Consider the following 20251-nt stretch of genomic DNA (forward strand, 5'->3'; position numbering starts at 1 on the left):
AAACGCTCATAACTCGCTGAAAGTGATCATAACCCAGTGAAAACGCTCATAACTCGCTGAAAGTGATCATAACCCAGTGAAAACGCTCATAACTCGCTGAAAGTGATCATAACCCAGTGAAAACGCTCATAACTCGCTCAAAGTAATCATAACCGCATAAAAGCGATCCTCAATTTTGCATTCTCCCAAAGAAATGCAAAGAGCTGATTGGTAAAGTGCACTTTTTATGGAGACCCAACCCGCTCCCAGTGCCAAACAAATCTCCGCATGGAATCGAGAACGCTCGAGGCTTGCAAAATTCATGAATCACAGCGGGATAGCCCTCTCAAATAAGCGAATCTCACCTAATACCATACAAAAAGCCGCCATCCTTTCGCTCAAGGATGGCGGCTTTGTTCACGCGGACATTACTTCACAGCATCTTTCCCATACTGTTTTCCGAACAACAGATCATATTGCAGTAACTCATACTCTTTACTCAACTTCTTCACGTCCGCAGGGGTCTCGGCAGACAGATTCCCGTCACCATCGATCTTGACATCACGGGTGAATCCAGGCATCTTCGTCCCGAACTCTCCAAGTAATTCATAATAGGCAGGCTTCCGGATGCCCGCCATGTTGAACACTGCGGGTCCCAGCTGATTCGGGCTTAAATGATCGATAGCAGGAATCGGTGCTTCGAAGTTATTCCACAGCAACAAAGGAGTGGAACGCATCTTCTCGAAATCCTTCAAGTCCCACTGCGTTTCACCTAAGCCGCGAGGAACGAAGTCAGCAACTTTGTACAATCTGTAATCTTGTCCGATCGCTGGTAAATGGTCACCGAAAAATGCGATCACCGTCGGCTCCTCTGAATCTTCAAAGTGGCCAACCAGCTGCTCCAGCGCTTTATCTGCATCGTAAACGCCTTGCGTGTACGATCGCAGCAATACGTTATACACGTCATCGACACCTTCGGGGGCAGTGGTCTTCACATCGAAATTCTCATATTTGTTTTCTGCATAGCCGGTATGGTTCTGCATCGTCACCGCGTAGATGAACATTGGATCTGCAGAAGCTTCTGTCCGTTCGATGATCGTCTTCGTCACTTGCTCATCGGAAATGAACGGGCCTTTATAAATCGGGTCTTTAAAGGATGCATCGTCCATGAACTCATTGAATCCGAAATGCTTGTACACATTCTCTCGGTTCCAGAACCACTTCGCATACGGATGGATGGCGAGCGTATCATATCCGAGCCCTTTCAAATAATTCGGCATCGCAGCCGGCTGCACGTCTTTCACATATTGCTGGTAAGGCACAGAACCGACTGGCAGGAAGTTATTCGAAAAGCCGGTCAATACTTCAAATTCAACGTTACTTGTTCCTCCGCCGAATGCAGGGGACAGCAGCCAGCCTGTCTGATTTTTCCGGATGAACGGCATCGGATCGGGATCGAATTGAAATTTTTCGAGCAGCGTCGGATCCCAGAAGGATTCGTTCATGACAAAAATGATATTCGGTTTTTCACCGGAAGCGGTTTCCTGTTCCGAAACTTCTTTTTCAAGCTTCTTCACGATATCTTCAATGGCGGACTTGCTGTAGCCATTCGGTGCCAGTACGATCGCACTTTGCATATTGAGCATGAACGCGCCGTAAAATCCGTTTTGTTCGTAATTCCGCTCCTGATTGAACGTAATATTGGTGATGTCCGCTTTTTTGAGCGCTTCCTCCATGTTCGGGAACGTGCGATAGAAGATGAACGCACTCAAGTAGGTGGCACCCAGCACAACGAATAGAATCCGAACCCACCAAGGCAAACGCATGACGGGTTTCGGGCGCTTTTTCAGCATGTAGATGAACAATACCATGAGGATCGCAAAGACGGCACCAATCCCAATAAGGGCGGTTCCGACATTCCCCTCTTTATAAAGGTTAGGCAACAAGTTGAAGATGTTATTGTATAGCAGCAAATCCCATGGATACAAATTCTCACCGAGGAAGCTGAATTTGAAATAGCTGAACACGGGAAGCAGGATCACGATGACATTCGTGATAATGAAACTGATGACGAACCGATTGATGATTCCCATCATGACAAGAAATAGGGCAAATGCAATGAGGACATTCAACAAATAGGTTGTCGTCCGTTCCTGACTCCACGTGACCGCGTGTTCAAACGATCCAAGCAGGAAGGATTCCACGCCTATGATCAGGAGGAGGAACCAAATCATCGAAAATAACATGGCAATAAAAGATTTTGCATCAAATTTAAATTTCATAAAAGACACCTCTTTTCGGATAGGGGATTTTCATTCCCCTATTGTAACATAGTGGTCCGATTTGCATCTTTAGGACAAAGAAAACCCCTGCAGCTCAAATCTGCAGGGGAACTCATTTATCGCAAGTTAAATTCAGTCACACTGTCTTTCACCATCGAGACCCCTTTTGCATTCTTCGCAAAGTGTGTCACGATGAGCCGATAGTTCTTACCAGGTGCATACCCCGCAGCAGGTGCCTTCACACTGACTTTCCGAGCATCCGATGTTTTCGAGACCGTCACTGCCTGGCGCTCTCCGAATTCATCTTCCACATAGACATAGCCATTCGTAAAGTAACGCTCATCCATCGGTTGGGTGAATTTTACGGTGAATGTCTTATTCGGATTCTCCGTACGGGCGGTTGAAGAAGGCTGGAATGACCGCTCCTGATAGGTCTTACCGGAGTAGCGGACTTGCAGCTGGTCAAAGAGCAGGAACCCTTTGTCTTTCTTAGCAGAAGAACGTTCCGCAACGTAGATTTTGTCAAGCGTCAATGGAGCGGGAGCGGAAGATGGGATGCTTGCTGTGACGTACTTCCAGCCTGTCCAGTCTTGTCCGTTTTCCTTTGTGAAGTCCACAACGACTTCCTTCCCATTCGCATCACGCAGAGAGCCTCGCAGCCAGTGTGACTTGCCATCGCCATACACCCAAACGCCAAGTTCTTTCGGGCTGGCTGCTAACGGAAGTCCGCCTGTCCAGTTCAAGTAGGCGGCAGAAACCCCCTCTTTGTTCGCTGTGTAATCATAAGCTAGGCGGGCAGAAGCCTTGCCTTCATGTGCTTGAATGCTTTTTTCCGAGGAAAGGGAAGCCGCAGCACGAATACCTGTTGCACTCATACCAGCTGTTGTTTCGAATGATTCCAGTCGGATGGGCTTGTCCGTAACGGTTACGGTCGCTTTCTTCGATGTCCGGCCGTAAGTCGCTGTAAGAGTCCCAGTGCCTTCTTTTGCTGAAGCTGTGAACGTCTTGTCAGCCACTGTGCCGATTCCTGCAGAAGCCGTCACGTCAATAGCATCCGGGTTGAAGATGACTTTACTATTTTTGGATGTACCGGATACGTTCAGTTGAGTCGATTCACCTGTACCGAGAGTGATGACAGAAGGTGAAAAGACGATATCATCGATCGCGTCCGTCACGGTGACAGGGACGTTCACTGTTGCGTTTTCATACCCGACTGTCACCGTACCGGACCCAGCTTTCACGCCAACGAATTTGTTGTTTTCAATCTTACCGATGCCGCTTGAAACACCGAGTAATTTAACATCGTTTTGGTTCACCGTGCGCACGTTCAAGTATTGGTCGAGTGCGGAGTCGACTTTGAATCCGACTGAAGCACCTATCCCGACTTGTCCTTCTTGTGCTTGACTCGCTGAAATCGTAGCTGCTTTGTCATATGGAGCTGTACTGACCGCTTCGAGAATTGCGCTTACCGATCTGTCAATCGCACCTGAAGGATTGTTCGCAAGTGTCGGATAGACGTTGCCGGGTTTACGGGTCACCATCGTGGTCGAGCCGCCGCCGTCCAGGTTAAGAGCGTTATAGGCCCCTATGGAAACAAGGTGCTGCGCAAACTCCGCCAATGTCATACCGGAGCTTTTTCCTTTTAAACCGGAATCAGCCGTAACAAAGTAGACTTGCTGACCGGTTTTATCCGTCGCGACTGCTGTCCGCGCTGTCCGAGCTGTCGCTTTCGGACTTTTCGGATCGATAGTCATATCGACTTTACCGTTTTGTACGAGTAATGGACCGGATGCAAGCATGAATTTCGAATCGCGCCATGAAGGATCGACGTTGTATGAAATGGAAACCGTATCGCCTTTTTTCATATCCCGGATTTTGCCGGCTTCCGTCCCGTGTACAGAGAGGACGAAACCTTTACTCTTTGGAGGGACCGTTGAAGCTTTCTGCTCCCCGAATGGACGGATTCCTGTCACGGTACCCGTCACTTTTTCACCGAGAGCGATTCCGCCTTCCACGGATTTGGTAGTCTCAACGACAACTTCAAGTCCTGTTGCATTTGTACGAGTGGTCTCGTACGGCCAGCTTGAAGTGAAGAGGATACTTTCGTTTTCTTTCCGTTCGCGGTTCAATGAATTCATCGTGACGGACTTTCCGTTATGCTCTACCGTAGGGGAGAGCGTGTATGTACCGATCTTTCCGCGATTATCTGCGGTCATCCCGAAAGCTGCCGGCGTATGCATGAAATCGTTGTAATTCGTGGAGACTGCACCGATATGTTGGATTTGACCGTCTTTGGTCAACAGATAACTCGGGTATCCATTGCTGAAATGGAAGAGGGATGCATTAATGGCACCGACGACATGGTGGTTGACCTGCGTATGGGCAGTTGCGAGTGAATTGACAGTAGCCAGTTTGTTGAATGGGGTGTTGATGCCAACATCGACAGTGGTGTAAGGCTTCGTCAGATTGACGTTCAGCTGATTGAGTGTCTGTGGATACCCGTTGACTGTAGTGGATTGCTTTGCATGGTAGACACCTTGTGACACAGAAGCGGCTTCTGCTTGCAACAACGTCGTACTCAATAACGCAATGGCCGCAACGCCTGAAAGCAGTGTGCGTTTCAAATTCATGAAAAAACTCCCTTAACTCGTATGATAAGACCAGTATAAGGAAAATTTTGACGGAAGGATATAGGACTAACAATCTAATGATTAGGATAATAGAGAAAAATAGGCAAAAAGAAGCCTGGAGACACAGGGGGTCTCCAGGCTTCTTTTTCGGCCTCAACAATTCTTGCTATATTAAATAAAACAAGGTTTACCTACACGTATTATCTTACCACACTTTCAAAATAACACAAACACAATTGTTCACTTTTTTTAGAACCTTTGTAACGGTGTCTTCCGCCTTATTTTTCCAATTCATTAAGAAACTTCTTCGACTTCAGGCGGTTCAACTTTGGATAACCCTTCGGCCTTATAAACGAAGATCGCAAAGTCACCGCGAGTAATGGGCTCATCTGCACCGAACGAAGTAAGGGATTTCCCCGAGGTGATCCCGTTTTGAACAAGAGCACCGACATACGGCGCGAAACGCTGGTTGACATCCGTAAATGGAATCGGGTCGGATGAAACGCCCAATCCATAGGCGACAGCGATCACTTTCGCCATTTCGTTCCGAGTCATTGTATCGGCTGCACCGAATTGTGTTGTCGTTTTACCCGAGAAGACGCCCCGTGCTGCAAGCGCATTGACGGCCCACGCTCTGCTAGTTGGGACATCCGTGAATCCAGCGTCAGGCAAGTTGCTCGCTTCCGTAAATCCAAGAGCACGCGCAACCATTACAGCAGCGTCGATACGCTTGATGGAATGGGTTGTCCCGAACTTTGTGCTCGTCAGACCTTGCGCGTAATTGTTCGTAATCAGGTAATTGACTTCCGTTTCATAGCGGGGACTGACGTCTGTAAACGCAGCGAATGACGTTGATGCAGACATCGTAAATGCCAAGACGCCAGCTGCAAGCGCTGTTGTTATTTTTTTCTTCAAGTGATGTGCCTCCTTCAGTAAGTTCTTTGTCTAAGTCTACAATGTTTTCCAGTTACGTGCAAAGGGACGAATGGCACAATCGATTCAAGCAGTGGGAGAAGCCAGACTATTGGGGGTGATCTCACAAAATGGTTTTTCCGTAAGAGGAGACGGTTTTGCTGACGACAGAGGGGGTGTCTTCATCAGTAAAGAATGAATCGGCAGCACGATTCTTGTTTGAAGATTGGCGGAATCGCTGACTTTTAGATGCCTGTACTATGGGGTATGGACGTATAGCGAGTTTGGATCCATCTGCTACTGAGATGGGGAAGACCGCATTTCCTATACATGTGATTTTTGTTCTATGCTATACTTCAGCTATATCAAATGAGCGTTGAGGAGGATTCCATGAAACCAGTTAAAAAAGTAATCATACCAGCAGCCGGGCTAGGCACGCGCTTCTTGCCCGCGACGAAAGCCATGCCGAAAGAAATGCTTCCTATTGTGGACATGCCGACGATTCAATATATCGTGGAAGAAGCGATCGAATCGGGGATAGAAGACATCATCATTGTGACAGGAAAAGGCAAGCGTGCGATTGAAGATCACTTTGATAATGCGCTTGAATTAGAAGAAAACCTGATGCAGAAAGAAAAATACGAGCTGCTGGAGAAAGTGAAAGCATCCGCAGCCGTAGACATCCATTACATCCGTCAAAAAGAACCGCTTGGCCTTGGACATGCAATTTGGTGTGCAAGGAACTTCATCGGCGATGAGCCTTTTGGTGTCTTGCTTGGAGACGACATCATCCGCAATGACAAGCCGGCACTCAAGCAGCTGATTGAACAGTATGAAGCGACAGGGTCAAGCGTTATCGGAGTCCAAGAAGTTCCGCACGAGGACATCCACCGATACGGCGTCATCGATCCGATCACGACAGATTCCCGGTTGATGAAAGTGAGGAACTTTGTCGAGAAGCCAAATCAGGACGAAGCACCATCTGACTTTGCCATTGTCGGCAGATACGTACTGACACCTGAAATCTTCAACATTCTCGATCAGAAGGAAGTCGGCAAAGGCGGAGAAATCCAGCTGACCGATGCGATTGAAAAGTTGAATGCCACACAGGACGTATACGGCTATGAGTTCGAGGGGCGTCGATTTGACGTCGGGGAAAAATTAGGATTCATCGAAACGACCATGACATTTGCGTTGGAACGTGACGATTTGAAAGACGACGTCCTTAAACTGATGGAACGGTTACTTGCAACATACAAAACGGAAGCAAACTAAAAAGCAGCAGCGAAACGAGAGGTTACCTCGTTTCGCTGCTGCTTTTTCAAATGACAAGACAGATCGCACCGATCCCGATGAAGCCGATCCCAAGCAATTTACGCTTCGTGATGGGCTCTCCTAAAAGGTGATACGAGAGCACAAACGTCCAAATGTATGTGATCGAAGTAAGAGGGAACACGACGGTGTAAGGCAAATAGCGGAGGACAATGATGTTGAGAATTGCCCCCGAACCATAACTCAACAATCCGACGATGAGCCATTTCACAAGACCCGGAAGGTCCTTCTTCAGATCGGTATCCGAAGCAAGTTTCAGGAAGTATCCTCCGAACGCTCCGCACCATGTCATGACAAGCAGCATGAGAATCACTAGCAAATTAATGCCCATCCCCTCCGATCAACCAGACGCCTACAAGAATCAGTACCGTTCCGATGACAAGTGAGATACTGATCGGTTCATCCAAAAACGTGACGCCATAGACGAGTGCAATGACGTAACCGATTGTCAATAGGGGGTGCAGCACGGAAAGTCTGCCGAAGCGGAACGCCACTGTCATGAGAACGGCACCCATTCCGTAGAAAACGAACCCGACCCATAAATGCCAGTCGAATAATCCTCCGCCTGCAGCCAATTTCCAGAAAAACTGACCGGTCGCCGTGCTGAACGCCGCGAATACCATGAGGAGAATCCCGATGGGTGACGTCGAGCGTGTTTCAGTCATCTTTAGCAGCTCCTGACACGAGTGGTTCGAACTTCACGAAACTGATGAGCATCAATGGCAGCACAATCATGGAATTCGAAAGCAGGTAACGGAAATCCTGTGCAGGAATGCCGACGAAGACCGCTCCCGTGTTAAGAGCGATGGGCAGCAGCAATAGCCATGCGCGCCAACCGTTCCGCAAATACGCAATGTATGTGAACAGTAAGGCGAGCGCCGTGTAGAATGCGGGACGCCATAAGAACGGAATCGTTTCGTCAGCGACTTTCAAATAAGTGTATGCATGCATTCTGCGTTCTTCGTTCAATACAGGATTCACAAGACCGTACTCATTGTTCCGGTAAATGTGAGTCGTATATTTGCTTGTATAGCCATCTTCCGGTTCGTTGATCTGCCAGATGAGCGACGTCTGTTTGAAGAGTGCGCTTGCAGCAATATCCGGATTCTGTTTCACCAGTTGCAAATAATTCCTGGCATAGCGGCCCCAGTCGTTATAGATGGTGAAGCGATCATAATCACCCCAAGAGAACTTGATGGAGTCCACGCTGTACGGATTGTATTTCTCGTGCCATTTTTCAATAGGGAAAATACGATTCACATAGTCGCGCTGTTGTTCTGTCATGTCGCCGCCTTCCGTTACAATCGCCGCGATTTGCTGAGTCGGCAAGGAGAGCATTTCCTGCGGGTCCGATGGGTGGACATTCAGTGCAGTATACACGGGGTTCACAACAATTTGGTAGATGAATACCATAGCTGCAGCAACCGGTAACAGCTTTGTCCAGTACCGTCGATACATGACCAGCACGAACGCTGTGACGATGAGGAATACAGGGAATCCGTTGTGGCGGAAAAACATCACCATGAATCCTGTCAACGCGTATCCGGCGATGAATGGCCAGCATACGAGCACACGTCCGGAAGAACGGACAATCATGTACATAAGAAGAGTGAACAATAGCAATGCAGCGCTGTACGCGACATCTTTCCAAAGAGTGATGGATGAAATCGCATGGACAGGGCTGAGTGCAAAGAGAATCAGTGCCACCCAGATGAATGGCTTCGGAATCCGGGCTTGGTCAAGCGCCCAGCCAGCAATTCCTGTACCTGCACTGATCAACACAATCTGGAAGATGGCGATGATTGCAGGGGAATCCCAGATGGATACCAAAACACTCAACAGCATCGTATGGACAACCGGATGCCAATCCGTGTAATGGTGGGTATGCGCCTGGTCCCATTGAGCAAGAGAATCGGGTGTCATCGCCCCAGGATAGAAGGCAACTAAGAAATACGTTGAAACAAGTAGCGAAGGAAGTGCATATAACGCGATCTTCCAAGGGGATACCCGAGACTCGAACGGTTTCAGCGTGGCAGACAAACACCAATAGATGACGGCAGTGATTACTGAACAGACAGTGAGGAAAACCCCGATCCATATCGCAACAATCACGACAAGATGATTATCCGTCAAATACAATTGTTCACCCCGGATACTCACAGTGATGAACAACGGAATGAGCGTGCCGAAAATGGCATAACTGATTTGCTTCCCTTTAGGGAGTCCACGCAGCATCGGCCGGAACTTCAGTGCGTAATGGACAAACGCGCCCAATACGGCCGCAACCAGAACAATGACCCAAACCGGGACATTGCGGATCGGCATGAGGAAAAATAGTGTCGATCCGCTGAAATAGAGACCTAAAGCGGAAATGATCAGCCAGCGAAGAATGTTCTTCGGCATCGGATCACCCTCTCTCTGAGCGTTCGCTTATACGATTCAGCTGCAATTCATAATTTTTACGATGCGTCCCAGCTACCGTATCCAAAATGAGACCGCAAGCGAACGACAGCATCGCCAGTAAGACGAAGCCCACTGCGAGAATGGCTGACGGTACTTTGCTGATGAAGCTTGTCTGGACGTATTCCATAATGACCGGTGTTCCGACTGCAAGGCCCAGTACTAGGAAAAGTGCTGCCCACACAGAGAAGAACAACATCGGCTTATAGTCCTTGAATAATGTAAAGATCATCCGCAGCACTTTAGCACCGTCTGAAATCGTGTTCAATTTCGACTCGCTGCCTTCAGGGCGGTCCCGATAGTCGATCGGCACTTCTTTGATCAGGAAACGATTGTCGAGTGCATGAATGGACATTTCCGTCTCGATTTCGAATCCGGGGCTTGTGACGGGCATGGATTTGACGAACAGTCGATCGAATCCGCGATATCCTGTCATAATGTCCGTGATGTTGCTTTTATAGAGCTTATTGATGAGGCCTTTGACGAGATTGTTACCAAATCCGTGGAATTGACGTTTGTTCTCGTCAAAATAAGTCCCATTCGACAACCGGTCGCCAATCACAAGATTAGCTTCTCCGTTCTGGACGGGCGCTAGAATCTCGTGCACAAATTCAGCTGGATATGTATCGTCCCCATCGACCATGACATAATAATCCGCCTCGATGTCACGGAACATGGAGCGGACAACATTCCCTTTACCTTGGCGCGGTTCGAAACGGACGATTGCACCGTGTTCGCGGGCGACTTCGGAAGTCCGATCAGAGGAGTTGTTGTCATATACATAGATTTTTGCGTGGGGCAGTTCTCGTTTGAAGTCGTCGATCACATTCCCGATAGTCATTTCTTCGTTGTAACAGGGTACAAGTATTGCGATTTCCATAGAGTGTCTCCTTTTGTAAATAAGCTTAGAGTGCATTTTACCATGAATGGAGGTGTTTAGACAGCTTAGTTTGTTTTAATTGTGTTGTTTTGAACTTCGGAGGGGAACCTTGTATACTTTGACTATTGAAGTGGATACAGAGGCTGGGTTGATGAAGGGGAGAGGAAAATGGTAGAAGTGATAGATCGATATAAGCAATGGCTTACGCAAGAAGGGCTGCCAAGCGTTCTGAAAGATGAATTGAAAGCGGTTGCTGAGGAAGAAAGCGAGATTTCGGACCGGTTTTACCGTTGGCTCGAATTTGGTACCGGCGGGATGCGAGGACAATTAGGAGCAGGCACGAATCGCATGAACCGGTTCACGATCCGGAGAGTGGCGGAAGGGCTTGCACGGTTGATTGAAGACCATGGTCCCGAGGCCAAGCAGCGCGGAGTGGCGATCGCGTATGATACACGCTACCAATCCAGAGAGTTCGCGATGGAGACAGCGGGCGTCCTCGGAGCACACAACATACGGTCATTCGTCTTCAGTGAACCCCGTCCTACGCCTGAACTGTCATTTGCAGTCCGTGAATTGGATACATTCAGCGGCGTAGTCATCACGGCGAGTCATAATCCGAAAGAATATAATGGGTTCAAAGTATATGGAGAAGATGGCGGACAGCTGCCGCCTGATAAAGCGGCTGCAATTGTGGATCACATGGAAGCAATCCAAGACATCTTCGAAATTCACGTATTGGCAGAAGACGGATTGAAAGAACACGGACTTTTAGTAATGTTAGCCGAAGCCATGGATGCATCCTATCAGGAAAAGTTGAAAACGTTACAGATGGGTGAGTTTCCGAGGGATGAAGTGAAGATTGTCTACACTCCGATCCACGGAACAGGGAATGTCCCTGTCCAGCAAGCACTGCGGAACTTCGGGTATACCGATGTGACAGTGGTACCTGAACAGGAACGTCCGGATCCTGCCTTTTCAACCGTCGACTATCCGAATCCGGAAGAAGAGGAAGCGTTCCGGCTTGCGATCCGGCTAGGTTCGAAAATAGATGCGGATTTGCTGCTGGCAACGGACCCTGATGCAGATCGGCTGGGGGCGGCCATCTTGTTACCTACTGGCGGATACGACTTGCTCACAGGAAACCAACTCGGCGCACTGCTTCTCGATTACGTGTTGGAGCAAAGGAAACAAGCAGGCACATTGCCTGAAAACGGCGTCCTGCTGAAAACCATTGTCACGTCAGAAATGGGACGAGCGATCGCCTCGGAGTATGGCGTTAAAACGGTCGATACGCTGACAGGCTTCAAATACATCTCAGAGAAAATCGAGGAATACAAGACAACGGGTGAATACGAGTTCCTGTTCGGCTATGAAGAAAGCTATGGCTATTTGCTTGCGGATTTCGTTCGTGACAAAGACGCGGTACAGGCGGCACTCCTCACGGCCGAAGCCGCAGCCTATTACAAGAGCCAAGGCAGTTCGTTACATCTCCAATTGCAAAAGTTATATAAGAAGATCGGGTATTACAGGGAGTCCCTCCGGTCGATTACGATTCCAGGGGAAAAAGGTGCGGAAACGATTGCTCAACTGCTCGCATCATTGCGCAATGCACCGCCTGCTCACCTTGCAGGTGTGAAAGTGGAAGCAATCGAAGACTATGACACAGGAATCATTCGGTCACTGGACGGAGAACAACGTCCAACAGGTCTGCCGAAATCCAATGTATTGAAATTCAGACTTGAAGACGGATCCTGGTGCTGCGTTCGACCATCTGGAACTGAACCTAAGTGCAAATTCTATATTGGTGTACGGGGGATTACCGGAATGGACGCAGTCAAAAAGTGCGATGCGCTCGAAACAGCAATTTTACAACTGGTGGATCCATTACTATAAGCGAAACCGGATTGCGCAATATGCGCAGTCCTTTTTTTATCCACAAATCAGTCTCCGATGCAGGGAAAATTCTTTATAGTAATCTATGAAACAATTTCGTGAAAAAAGTAATGTTGTTGGAATATTTATCATTATCCCTTAATGTTTTCCACTACCAATCTACAGGGTAATAAAATACAATAGAGTTCTATTCTACTTCTATTGAATAGAATTCAATTATCAGTTTGAGAGGAAGATTTATTGATGAAAAAGTCTAATAATTACTCTAAATTCGTTGCTACGGCAGCTACAGCTACACTCGTTGCGACTGCAGTCATACCGGCAGCATCCGCAAAAGAGATGAAATTCTCAGATGTCAGCGATCGTTATTCTGAAGCTGTAAACTATTTAGTGGATAACAATATTACACAAGGTCTTTCTGCGACGAAGTTTGGAACAACATCCAACATCAAACGTGTAGACGTTGCTGTTCTGATCGCTAAAGCAACACTAACTGATGATGAAATCAAAAACGCACCGGCATCGACATTCAAAGATGTACCAGCACGTGCAACGAAATACGTGAGTGCACTGAAAGCAAAAGGCATCATTAACGGTAAAACAGCGACATCATTCGGATCTGACCTTTCCATCACACGCGGTGAAGCGGCAATCATGCTATCAAAAGCTTACGAGATTGAAGGCGACACAGCGAACGTGAAATTCGGCGATGTAGGTAGCCGATATAAAGAAGCAGTTGCAGCACTTGTCGACAACAAAATCACAACGGGTAAGGAAGATGGTAGTTTCGGAACGGATCTCTCCATTACACGCGGGGAACTCGCAATCTTCTTACACAGACTAGAAACGCTTGACGCGACTCAAGCACCTGAATACAAGATTGAAAGTGTCGAAGGCATCAACGGCACTCAACTCGAAGTGAAATTCACTGACGCAGTAGACGCAGTTAGCTTGTTCAAAGATGGGAAGATGGGCGAATTCAAAGAGGGCGTCTTTACAATGTCTCAAGTTGGTAAAGCGCCTTTGGCTGGTAAAGTATCAGGAATGCTTTCAAAAGACGGTAAAACGTTAACCATTACAACTGAAAATGTGGTCAAAGGGGATTACACTGTCGTTATCGATCAATTAAAAGCAAAAGACGGCAAAGCAATCGAGAAATTCTCTAAAGTTGTAACGGTCGCTGCAGATAAAACAGCACCGAAAGTACTTACAACTGAAAAAGTGAACTCTTCCCAATATGTCGTGAAGTTCTCTGAACCGATGCAGACTCTAGGAACAATCACATACAAAGATGAAGATGGAAAAACAATTGCTGATTTGAAACCTGAATTCAAAAAAGGCGATACGGAAGTTCTATTCACGCTCCCTGCAGACCTGAAAGCAGGCAAAGCAATTTCAGCACAAATGGTCGCAGCAAAAGATATGACAGGAAATCTGATTTCACCGAACCCGACAGACGTAACGTTCACAAAAGGACAGCCGGACGGAGTAGCCCCTACTGTGAAGTCGGTTGAACAGTTGGATGCGAACAAATTCTACGTGACTTTTTCTGAGGAACTAGTAGGCAACCCTACAGTAACGGTTGGCGGAGCTGCAACTACAGTTGAAAAAGATGCGGAGAACCCACTTAAATACATCGTTACAGCTTCAAGTAACCTGACAACTGCACAAACGGTAATCGTAAAAGATTTCGCTGACTTGAGTGGCGAACAGGGAACAGAGTATTCCAAAGTCATCACGTTTACAGAAGACTTGGAAGCGCCAGTAGTGACAGCTGCTAACATCGTTGCGGATTCAGAGAACTTGCAGCAATACGCAGAGTTCACTTTCAACAAAGACGTGAATCTTACCAGCGCGAAAGTTTCTGCAACGGGTAAGCACGTGAAGAACTACATCACGACTTCCGGTTTAACATTCGCAGCAACAGCTATTGAGTACAAAGAAGCTGGGAACAAAAAAGTGGTTCGCGTCGCATTGAAAGACTTGTTAAAAGGGAAAGACGTTGTAGATGCAGCCTATGAGTTGAACTACACGTTATCAGGCGTCAAATCCCTCTCGAACGTTGAGTTGAAAGAAAAGACAGGTCAAATGAAATTCACACGTGTAGCTGACGGCACGAAAGAAAACACAAACATCGTGGCTGTTAAAGCAGCGGAGAAAGATGCAGACGATAACAATAAAGTGATTGTTACATTCGACCAAGAGGTTGAAGGATCAACTGCAACGAACAAAGCAAATTACAAAATCGATGGAGCTGTCATTGAGGATGTAACACTACTTCCAGTCGCCAACGATAAAACACAGCAAGCTGTATTGAAGTTGACGCCGGGTTCAAGCACATTCAATGGAGAACGCGCAATGACAATCTCGAATATCAAAGCGCTCGGATCAACAAAGACAATGGAATCATGGGTAAGCACAATCACGTTGAACGAAAACGTAGCTCCTACAGTTGGGAAAGCTGATTTGACAGATACAAAACAAATCACGTTGACATTGTCTGAAGTTGTAACAGGCGGGGATGCTCTTGATTTTGAGGTTCTTGTAGATGGCAAGTCCATGGCGACAGCCCTAAAAGTGAATGCTGCGGTGAATGCCGATACAAACAAAGCAGTCATTACTCTTACAGATGCTCTTACAACTGAGCAAATCAATAAAGGCATCACATTGAAGCCAGTTGACACAATGGACATCAAAGACGTAAACGGCAACCTGCTTTCAGTACCAACGAACATTACGGTTACAAATTAAGTTGAATACGAAAAGGCTCTCCGCAAAAGCGGAGAGCCTTTTTAACTATTATAACGTCTTTTGAGTCAGTATTTAGGCGGAATCGGCATGCCTTTCGCATCTTGCTCCTCAGCATGACGCTCTGTCTGTACAATATCATTGTTCTCTGGAAGGATGTACCCGCCCATGTCCATCTTCTCGGTTACAGGAGAGGTGAGGTCACCCTTATCATGATCGAACATATCCCAGAAATCCCCTTTGTCCACATACAACAAAAAGGATCCGCTCTCGACGGCAGCTAAATACCGATCCGTTTCTTCTTCCGTCAATTCCATCCGGGTCAATGCTTTTCGTGCCGGCTGTTCATCGGACAGAAATGCCGTGAACCGGTCCCACCAGGACGCATCCGTTTCCTGGATTTCAGCATCTGTCTTTCCGCGGACGATGGAAACGTCTTCTTTGTCTTTCGTCACCACATACATATTCTCTTCAGCGATTCCATTGGTATGCAATTCATGGATCTTATCCAACAATTCGTTTTCGCTTAGGAAAACTCCCGCAAATTCTCGGTTCATCTCGCAATTCCTCCATTCCGGTCGTGTATTGAGTAAATGTAACGTTGTTAATAGATACCCCATCCACTTAACCCGAAACAAAGAAGGAGTCCGATAGTTGAAAAAACTCAAAGAAGACGAGTTCTCTAACGAACCCCTTACCAATCAATTTTACAATTCGTCTGTAATTTTGTCCCTGTGGTACTCGGAGAATTGGATGACACGTACATTCGCTGTGTTCAGTTCATGATAGATTTCCCGGCTGTCCCAAAAAGAAATCGAGCGATCCCGTTCGCTTGCGAGTAGAGCGATGACCTCATCTGCCGAATTGAAGTGCACAAAACGTCGGATGTAATGCTCTTCGTCAAAAAAATACGTGATTTTGAATTCTTTCATAGTCCATCATCCTTTCTATTTGTGAAAACGAAAAACGGACAGCTGCATCAGATGCAGGCTGCCCGTTTCGTTCAGCCCATAGTCCGCGTTCTGCGTGATTTGGAACGGAAAGATACGAAAAGTTGAGTGACCAATAGGAACACGAGTGCTCCCGACATGTCGAGAGCGACGTCTTGCCAGGTCGCGGTGCGTCCACCCGTCAACGATTGGTGGAATTCGTCGGCTGAGGCTGCGAGAAATGTGAAGAGTGCAGCGATGAAAAAGCGGTAACGGATTTTCGGCAACAGCCAGAAGAATACGGCGGCCAATGCACCGAATGTGAAGAAGTGTGCGCTTTTGCGCGCTAGGAATTCGATGAAGTAGTAATAGCCGCGTTCTTCGACTGAGATGATTTTACCCCAGTAGGGAATTTGCAGTTTGGATAACGGTTGTTCGAGCGGCTGGTTAGGCAGCAGTTGTTGCAGTTTAGGAACAATCGTTTGTTGTTCGTATGTCTGACTGGATGAGATGAAGAGTCCTGCGACAATGCCAATGAGTAATACAACGACGACTAGTTTTTTCATGGTGAGAGTATAACATATTTTGGGCGGTTATGCAGGCGGAGAGTGGTGGGCGAGCGCTTAAGCAAGTGTGAAAGTGATCGAGTCGTGGTGGATTCGGCTCAAAGGAAAGTGAGTGTTGGCGACCGCTTGGCGCTGGAGGATGCCTTTCGCAAAGAGCCAAAGAAGAGCGCTTTGTCTCTTTGCTTCGGCGACCTCAGCAGACGCCTGCGCTGGTGACCACGTTGAGAAAATGGTGCTCAAGCAAGTAGCATATCCGCTCTAGCGAGGTGAAAAGTGATCAAGCACAAAGGGAATCCGCTCAAGCGAGCCGGGAAGTGATCAAGCATAAGGGAAATCCGCTCAAACATAAGGGAAATCCGCTCAAGCAAGCGTGAAAGTGATCAAGTAAAGAAAATTCCGCTCAAAGGAAAGCGATTGTCGGCGACCGCTTGGCGCTGGAGGATGCCTTTAGCAAAGAGCCAAAGAAGAGCGCTTTGTCTCTTTACTTCGGCGACCTCATCAGACGCCTGCGCTGAGGATTTCTTTGTACATAGTATCTATATAGAAAGAAAACACTCACGCAAACAATCTCCGTTAATCGAAGTGGAAGGCGGCGACTCCGGAGGGATCAGCACGAGCTGAAGACCCTGGACTGAGCAAAGCGAAGGAAGCGGCTGAAGCCGTGCCCCTCGGAAAGCGCCCGCCTGCAACGTAGATTAACACCGTCTCCACACATCGGCCATGAATTAAAGGACAATCACCTATTATTACAGACAGTTTACAATCTGCTCAACCAAGTTAGCAACGGTGCGAGAGAGGGAATAAGGGAGATGTACATAATGAATGGAATGAGGGACGACCATGAAACGGACCATCTACTTAGATTGGCTGCGCATCCTGGCAGCACTGGCTGTCGTGACAATCCATGTCTCGGCAGGGGTTGTGAACGATGATGCCCAAACCTATGAAAGTCCCTGGATGGCGGGGAACTTCTTCGAATCCATTTCAAGATGGGCAGTTCCGATGTTCGTCATGATCAGCGGAGCGCTCATGCTCAGCAGCAAGAAGAAAATCCGTACATCCGTTTTCCTCAAAACAAAAATGGCCAAGATCCTGATTCCGCTTGTTACATTCAGCGTGATCTACTACGCAAACGAAGTACGGAAAGGTGAATTCACCTATACATTCAGCGACTTCATTGAACGGCTTGCGACGGACGACATCATGTATCACCTGTGGTTCCTCTACATGATCGCAGGACTCTATCTGATTACGCCATTGCTCAAAATACTCATCCAGCACGCCAAAAGGAAAGACATCGAATACTTCATCCTTCTTTGGCTATTCGCGTCTGTCATCTCGAAAACTCTCGAATATTTCTTAGGCTACAGTTTCAAAATCGAACTGTTTTTCGTGACGCAGTACGTAGGCTATTTCGTCCTCGGGTATTACTTATTCACCTATGACTTCCAAGCGAAATGGAGGGTTCTCCTCTACATAGGAGGGATTGCGGGATGGGCGACGACATTTTTCATGACGTATCACGAATCCGTTAAGCTCGACGAACCGCTTGAACACTACTGGTACGACGAACACTCGCCGAATGTGCTGCTCGTAGCGGCCGCGTTATTCATGCTATTCAAGTCGACCAAACTGGGCGAAACGAAATTACCGTGGATCGGGAATGTCATTAGCCAAACGAGCTTTGGAATCTATCTCATCCATGTCCTCGTCATGCAAACCTTATACGAGAAATTCGACTTCGTCTGGTTCGATTTACATCCTGTAATCGGGATCCCCTACAAAGTAGCACTAGTGGTTACGATCAGCACCATCCTTGTATTCGCCATCAAAAAAGTACCGATCCTGTGCAAGATGATTCCATGAAAACTTGTTCTTACAGGATAAGGAATTTAAACTATTCTCTTATATTTTACAATATATGTTAGAGTGATCTCGTTTATAAGAAAGTTGAAGAGGACGACCACCATATCGTTTCAAGGAAGCCTATGGTCCACACCGACTTGAACCTGTACATGATGAGCGGTACGAGCTTGAAAGGGGCCGTCGAAGGAGCGCGCAACCTCCTCGGATCCGGCACGATGGCACCCGTCGTCCTCAGTAAAAAGCATGCCATGTACTGGATTCCGCTGACCTCATCGAAATCACCCAAATGCATCTGGGTCTCCGTCGGGCATGTCCGTAACTACAGACCCAATGGGCGTAACGGACGGTCTACTTGAAAAACGGCAGCTTCGTCAACCTCCCTTGTAGTCACAGCAGATTCCGTAATCGCATGCAGCGCGCTTTCGAACTCCGTTGTCAGCTCGAATCCCACTCGGACCAAGTTCAAAGAGCGGGCGGGGGTTATATGAAAACGTACTTCATCTGTCAGGAAGCCGGCTTGAATTATGATTGGAAAGAGGTACGGCTTCTTACACCGCAGTGAACGTTTTGTAGGGATGGAATTGAAAAAGTGTTATGATGCCTCTCGCCTTATGGGTTGGGAGGTTTTTATTGTGGGGACAGTATGAAGCAGCGTGAAGAGAACAACTATGGATGGTAGGTAAACATCAGATGATAAAGGGAGTGACTCAATGGACAAGGTTATAACGGTAGAGTATTCGTTTCGAAGATTTGACGATGGGCTTGAAATGATGGAAGTGGAGGCAGAAGCGACTACGTATGATGTCGAAACCGATGAACGCATTGTTTTAGGAGGAGCAATAGGATATGTATTCAAACCATATGGCAGTGTAAGAGGATGGAGAGACGCGGTCTGCGCTGCGGATGCAGTATCAGGTGACGTAGTATACACTTTAACTTCACTGGAAGAGCACCATAATGGATTCACCCCAGGGGTTTTCGTGTTGGACAGTATTGAAATTCATGAGCAATACCGCAATCAGAACTATGGACAACGGTTCATGGAAGTCATGATGGAAGATTTATTCTTTTTGGATGTTGACTTGATTGGTCTAACTCCGGGATTCTATACACCCAGCGCCACTGAAGAGCAGAAGAAATGGAATCCAAGGCTGGTGGCGTTCTATAAGCGTCTGGGATTTGAGTTAGTGGAAACTGATGTGGATGAAGGGGATGTGAATGATGGAAAAGGTGATCGATCTGCATGTATCATTCATGGAGCGTATGGTTGAAGAGGGAGAGACATTAAGGGAATTAGAAAAAGAGGGCATTCGCATATTATCAGGGTTTACGGAACAACCAGCACTTGTCTGGTCGTATTATCCGAATTTTTATGTTGAAGCCGGATCGCGAATTGTAGTTTGTGGCATTAACCCGGGAAGGTTGGGGGCGGGGAAAACGGGCATTCTATTACTAGTCTTTCATGCACTTGACCATTTAATGCCTGAGGTTGGTGGAATACAGCATAATGACGATAAGTGCCTGGACCCCACACTATTCAGGCAACTTGACAATGAAAGAGTAAGAAAGTCCTCTGATCGAGCAGATGATCGGAGGACTTTTTCTGTGCAAATTACTCCTCTCATTCTTCGACCCGCTAGTAAGAAAAAATAGCTGGACTAGGGGTAGGTGGGGATAGAGGCCGTTTGTTCTGAAAGAATAAGTCAACCTCGAAGACCAGCCCTTTAATTGTCGTGGAATTCACAGAATAGTGTTCGAATTGTGTGTGGTCCAG

16 protein-coding genes and 1 pseudogene are annotated in these 20251 nt (G+C 47.3%); 7 read left to right on the top strand and 10 right to left on the bottom strand.

Annotated features, from left to right (window positions below; genetic code table 11):
- Window positions 1-407: 407 nt before the first annotated feature.
- The 3 genes from ABE021_RS15330 to ABE021_RS15340 form a co-directional block, all read right to left on the bottom strand.
- The gene (locus ABE021_RS15330) at window positions 408-2261 is read right to left on the bottom strand and encodes an LTA synthase family protein (RefSeq protein ID WP_430289874.1); all 1854 of its coding nucleotides are present in this window, start codon (window positions 2259-2261) and stop codon (window positions 408-410) included.
- 116 nt (window positions 2262-2377) lie between these two features.
- Window positions 2378-4891, bottom strand: a complete 2514-nt coding sequence (locus ABE021_RS15335) for a phosphodiester glycosidase family protein (protein ID WP_430289875.1) — start codon at window positions 4889-4891, stop codon at window positions 2378-2380.
- A 294-nt stretch (window positions 4892-5185) separates the two neighbouring features.
- Window positions 5186-5806, bottom strand: coding sequence for an S-layer homology domain-containing protein (locus tag ABE021_RS15340; protein WP_430289876.1), 621 nt, complete (start codon window positions 5804-5806; stop codon window positions 5186-5188).
- A gap of 387 nt (window positions 5807-6193) precedes the next feature.
- Between ABE021_RS15340 and galU the strand changes: the two genes are divergently transcribed.
- Window positions 6194-7078, top strand: coding sequence for a UTP--glucose-1-phosphate uridylyltransferase GalU (gene galU / locus ABE021_RS15345; RefSeq protein ID WP_430289877.1), 885 nt, complete (start codon window positions 6194-6196; stop codon window positions 7076-7078).
- A 46-nt stretch (window positions 7079-7124) separates the two neighbouring features.
- Here galU and ABE021_RS15350 read toward each other — a convergent pair whose 3' ends face one another.
- Genes ABE021_RS15350 through ABE021_RS15365 form a run of 4 tightly spaced genes read right to left on the bottom strand, consistent with a single transcriptional unit; the run spans window position 7125 to window position 10475 of the window.
- The gene (locus ABE021_RS15350) at window positions 7125-7466 is read right to left on the bottom strand and encodes an EamA family transporter (RefSeq protein ID WP_430289878.1); all 342 of its coding nucleotides are present in this window, start codon (window positions 7464-7466) and stop codon (window positions 7125-7127) included.
- Entirely contained in the window at window positions 7456-7800 is a 345-nt protein-coding gene (locus tag ABE021_RS15355; RefSeq protein ID WP_430289879.1) for an EamA/RhaT family transporter, read from the bottom strand. Before ABE021_RS15355 ends, ABE021_RS15350 begins: the two co-directional genes overlap by 11 nt.
- Window positions 7793-9538 (bottom strand): DUF6020 family protein, encoded by a 1746-nt coding sequence (locus tag ABE021_RS15360; protein ID WP_430289880.1) that lies wholly within the window; start codon window positions 9536-9538, stop codon window positions 7793-7795. The genes ABE021_RS15355 and ABE021_RS15360 overlap by 8 nt, the downstream gene beginning before the upstream one ends.
- Window positions 9539-9542: 4 nt before the next feature.
- Window positions 9543-10475 carry a glycosyltransferase family 2 protein gene (locus ABE021_RS15365; RefSeq protein ID WP_430289881.1) on the bottom strand — a complete coding sequence of 311 codons (933 nt, stop codon included), beginning with the start codon at window positions 10473-10475 and terminating at the stop codon, window positions 9543-9545.
- Window positions 10476-10643: 168 nt separating this feature from the next.
- Here ABE021_RS15365 and ABE021_RS15370 point away from each other — a divergent pair, with 168 nt between their 5' ends.
- A complete protein-coding gene (locus ABE021_RS15370; RefSeq protein WP_430289882.1) occupies window positions 10644-12368 on the top strand; it encodes a phospho-sugar mutase in 1725 nt (574 codons plus the stop codon).
- A gap of 243 nt (window positions 12369-12611) precedes the next feature.
- The gene (locus ABE021_RS15375) at window positions 12612-15119 is read left to right on the top strand and encodes an S-layer homology domain-containing protein (protein WP_430289883.1); all 2508 of its coding nucleotides are present in this window, start codon (window positions 12612-12614) and stop codon (window positions 15117-15119) included.
- A 65-nt stretch (window positions 15120-15184) separates the two neighbouring features.
- Here the strand turns inward: ABE021_RS15375 and ABE021_RS15380 are convergent, their stop codons facing one another.
- From ABE021_RS15380 to ABE021_RS15390, 3 genes are all read right to left on the bottom strand, one after another.
- Entirely contained in the window at window positions 15185-15673 is a 489-nt protein-coding gene (locus tag ABE021_RS15380; RefSeq protein WP_430289884.1) for a general stress protein, read from the bottom strand.
- A gap of 150 nt (window positions 15674-15823) precedes the next feature.
- A complete protein-coding gene (locus ABE021_RS15385; RefSeq protein ID WP_430289885.1) occupies window positions 15824-16048 on the bottom strand; it encodes a hypothetical protein in 225 nt (74 codons plus the stop codon).
- Window positions 16049-16119: 71 nt separating this feature from the next.
- Window positions 16120-16611 carry a VanZ family protein gene (locus ABE021_RS15390; protein ID WP_430289886.1) on the bottom strand — a complete coding sequence of 164 codons (492 nt, stop codon included), beginning with the start codon at window positions 16609-16611 and terminating at the stop codon, window positions 16120-16122.
- 840 nt (window positions 16612-17451) lie between these two features.
- Here ABE021_RS15390 and ABE021_RS15395 point away from each other — a divergent pair.
- The 4 genes and pseudogenes from ABE021_RS15395 (at window position 17452) to ABE021_RS15410 (ending at window position 20130) form a co-directional block, all read left to right on the top strand.
- Window positions 17452-18477: an acyltransferase gene (locus tag ABE021_RS15395; protein ID WP_430289887.1), complete on the top strand. Its 1026-nt coding sequence runs from the start codon at window positions 17452-17454 to the stop codon at window positions 18475-18477.
- 89 nt (window positions 18478-18566) lie between these two features.
- Window positions 18567-18833 (top strand): annotated as a pseudogene (locus ABE021_RS15400) (competence protein ComK); the annotation flags it as partial.
- A 354-nt stretch (window positions 18834-19187) separates the two neighbouring features.
- A complete protein-coding gene (locus ABE021_RS15405) occupies window positions 19188-19748 on the top strand; it encodes a hypothetical protein (protein ID WP_430289889.1) in 561 nt (186 codons plus the stop codon).
- Window positions 19699-20130, top strand: coding sequence for a hypothetical protein (locus ABE021_RS15410; RefSeq protein WP_430289891.1), 432 nt, complete (start codon window positions 19699-19701; stop codon window positions 20128-20130). The genes ABE021_RS15405 and ABE021_RS15410 overlap by 50 nt, the downstream gene beginning before the upstream one ends.
- Window positions 20131-20251: the final 121 nt, after the last annotated feature.

The sequence above is a fragment of the Sporosarcina gallistercoris genome (assembly GCF_050459885.1).
Lineage (GTDB): Bacteria > Bacillota > Bacilli > Bacillales_A > Planococcaceae > Sporosarcina > Sporosarcina gallistercoris_A.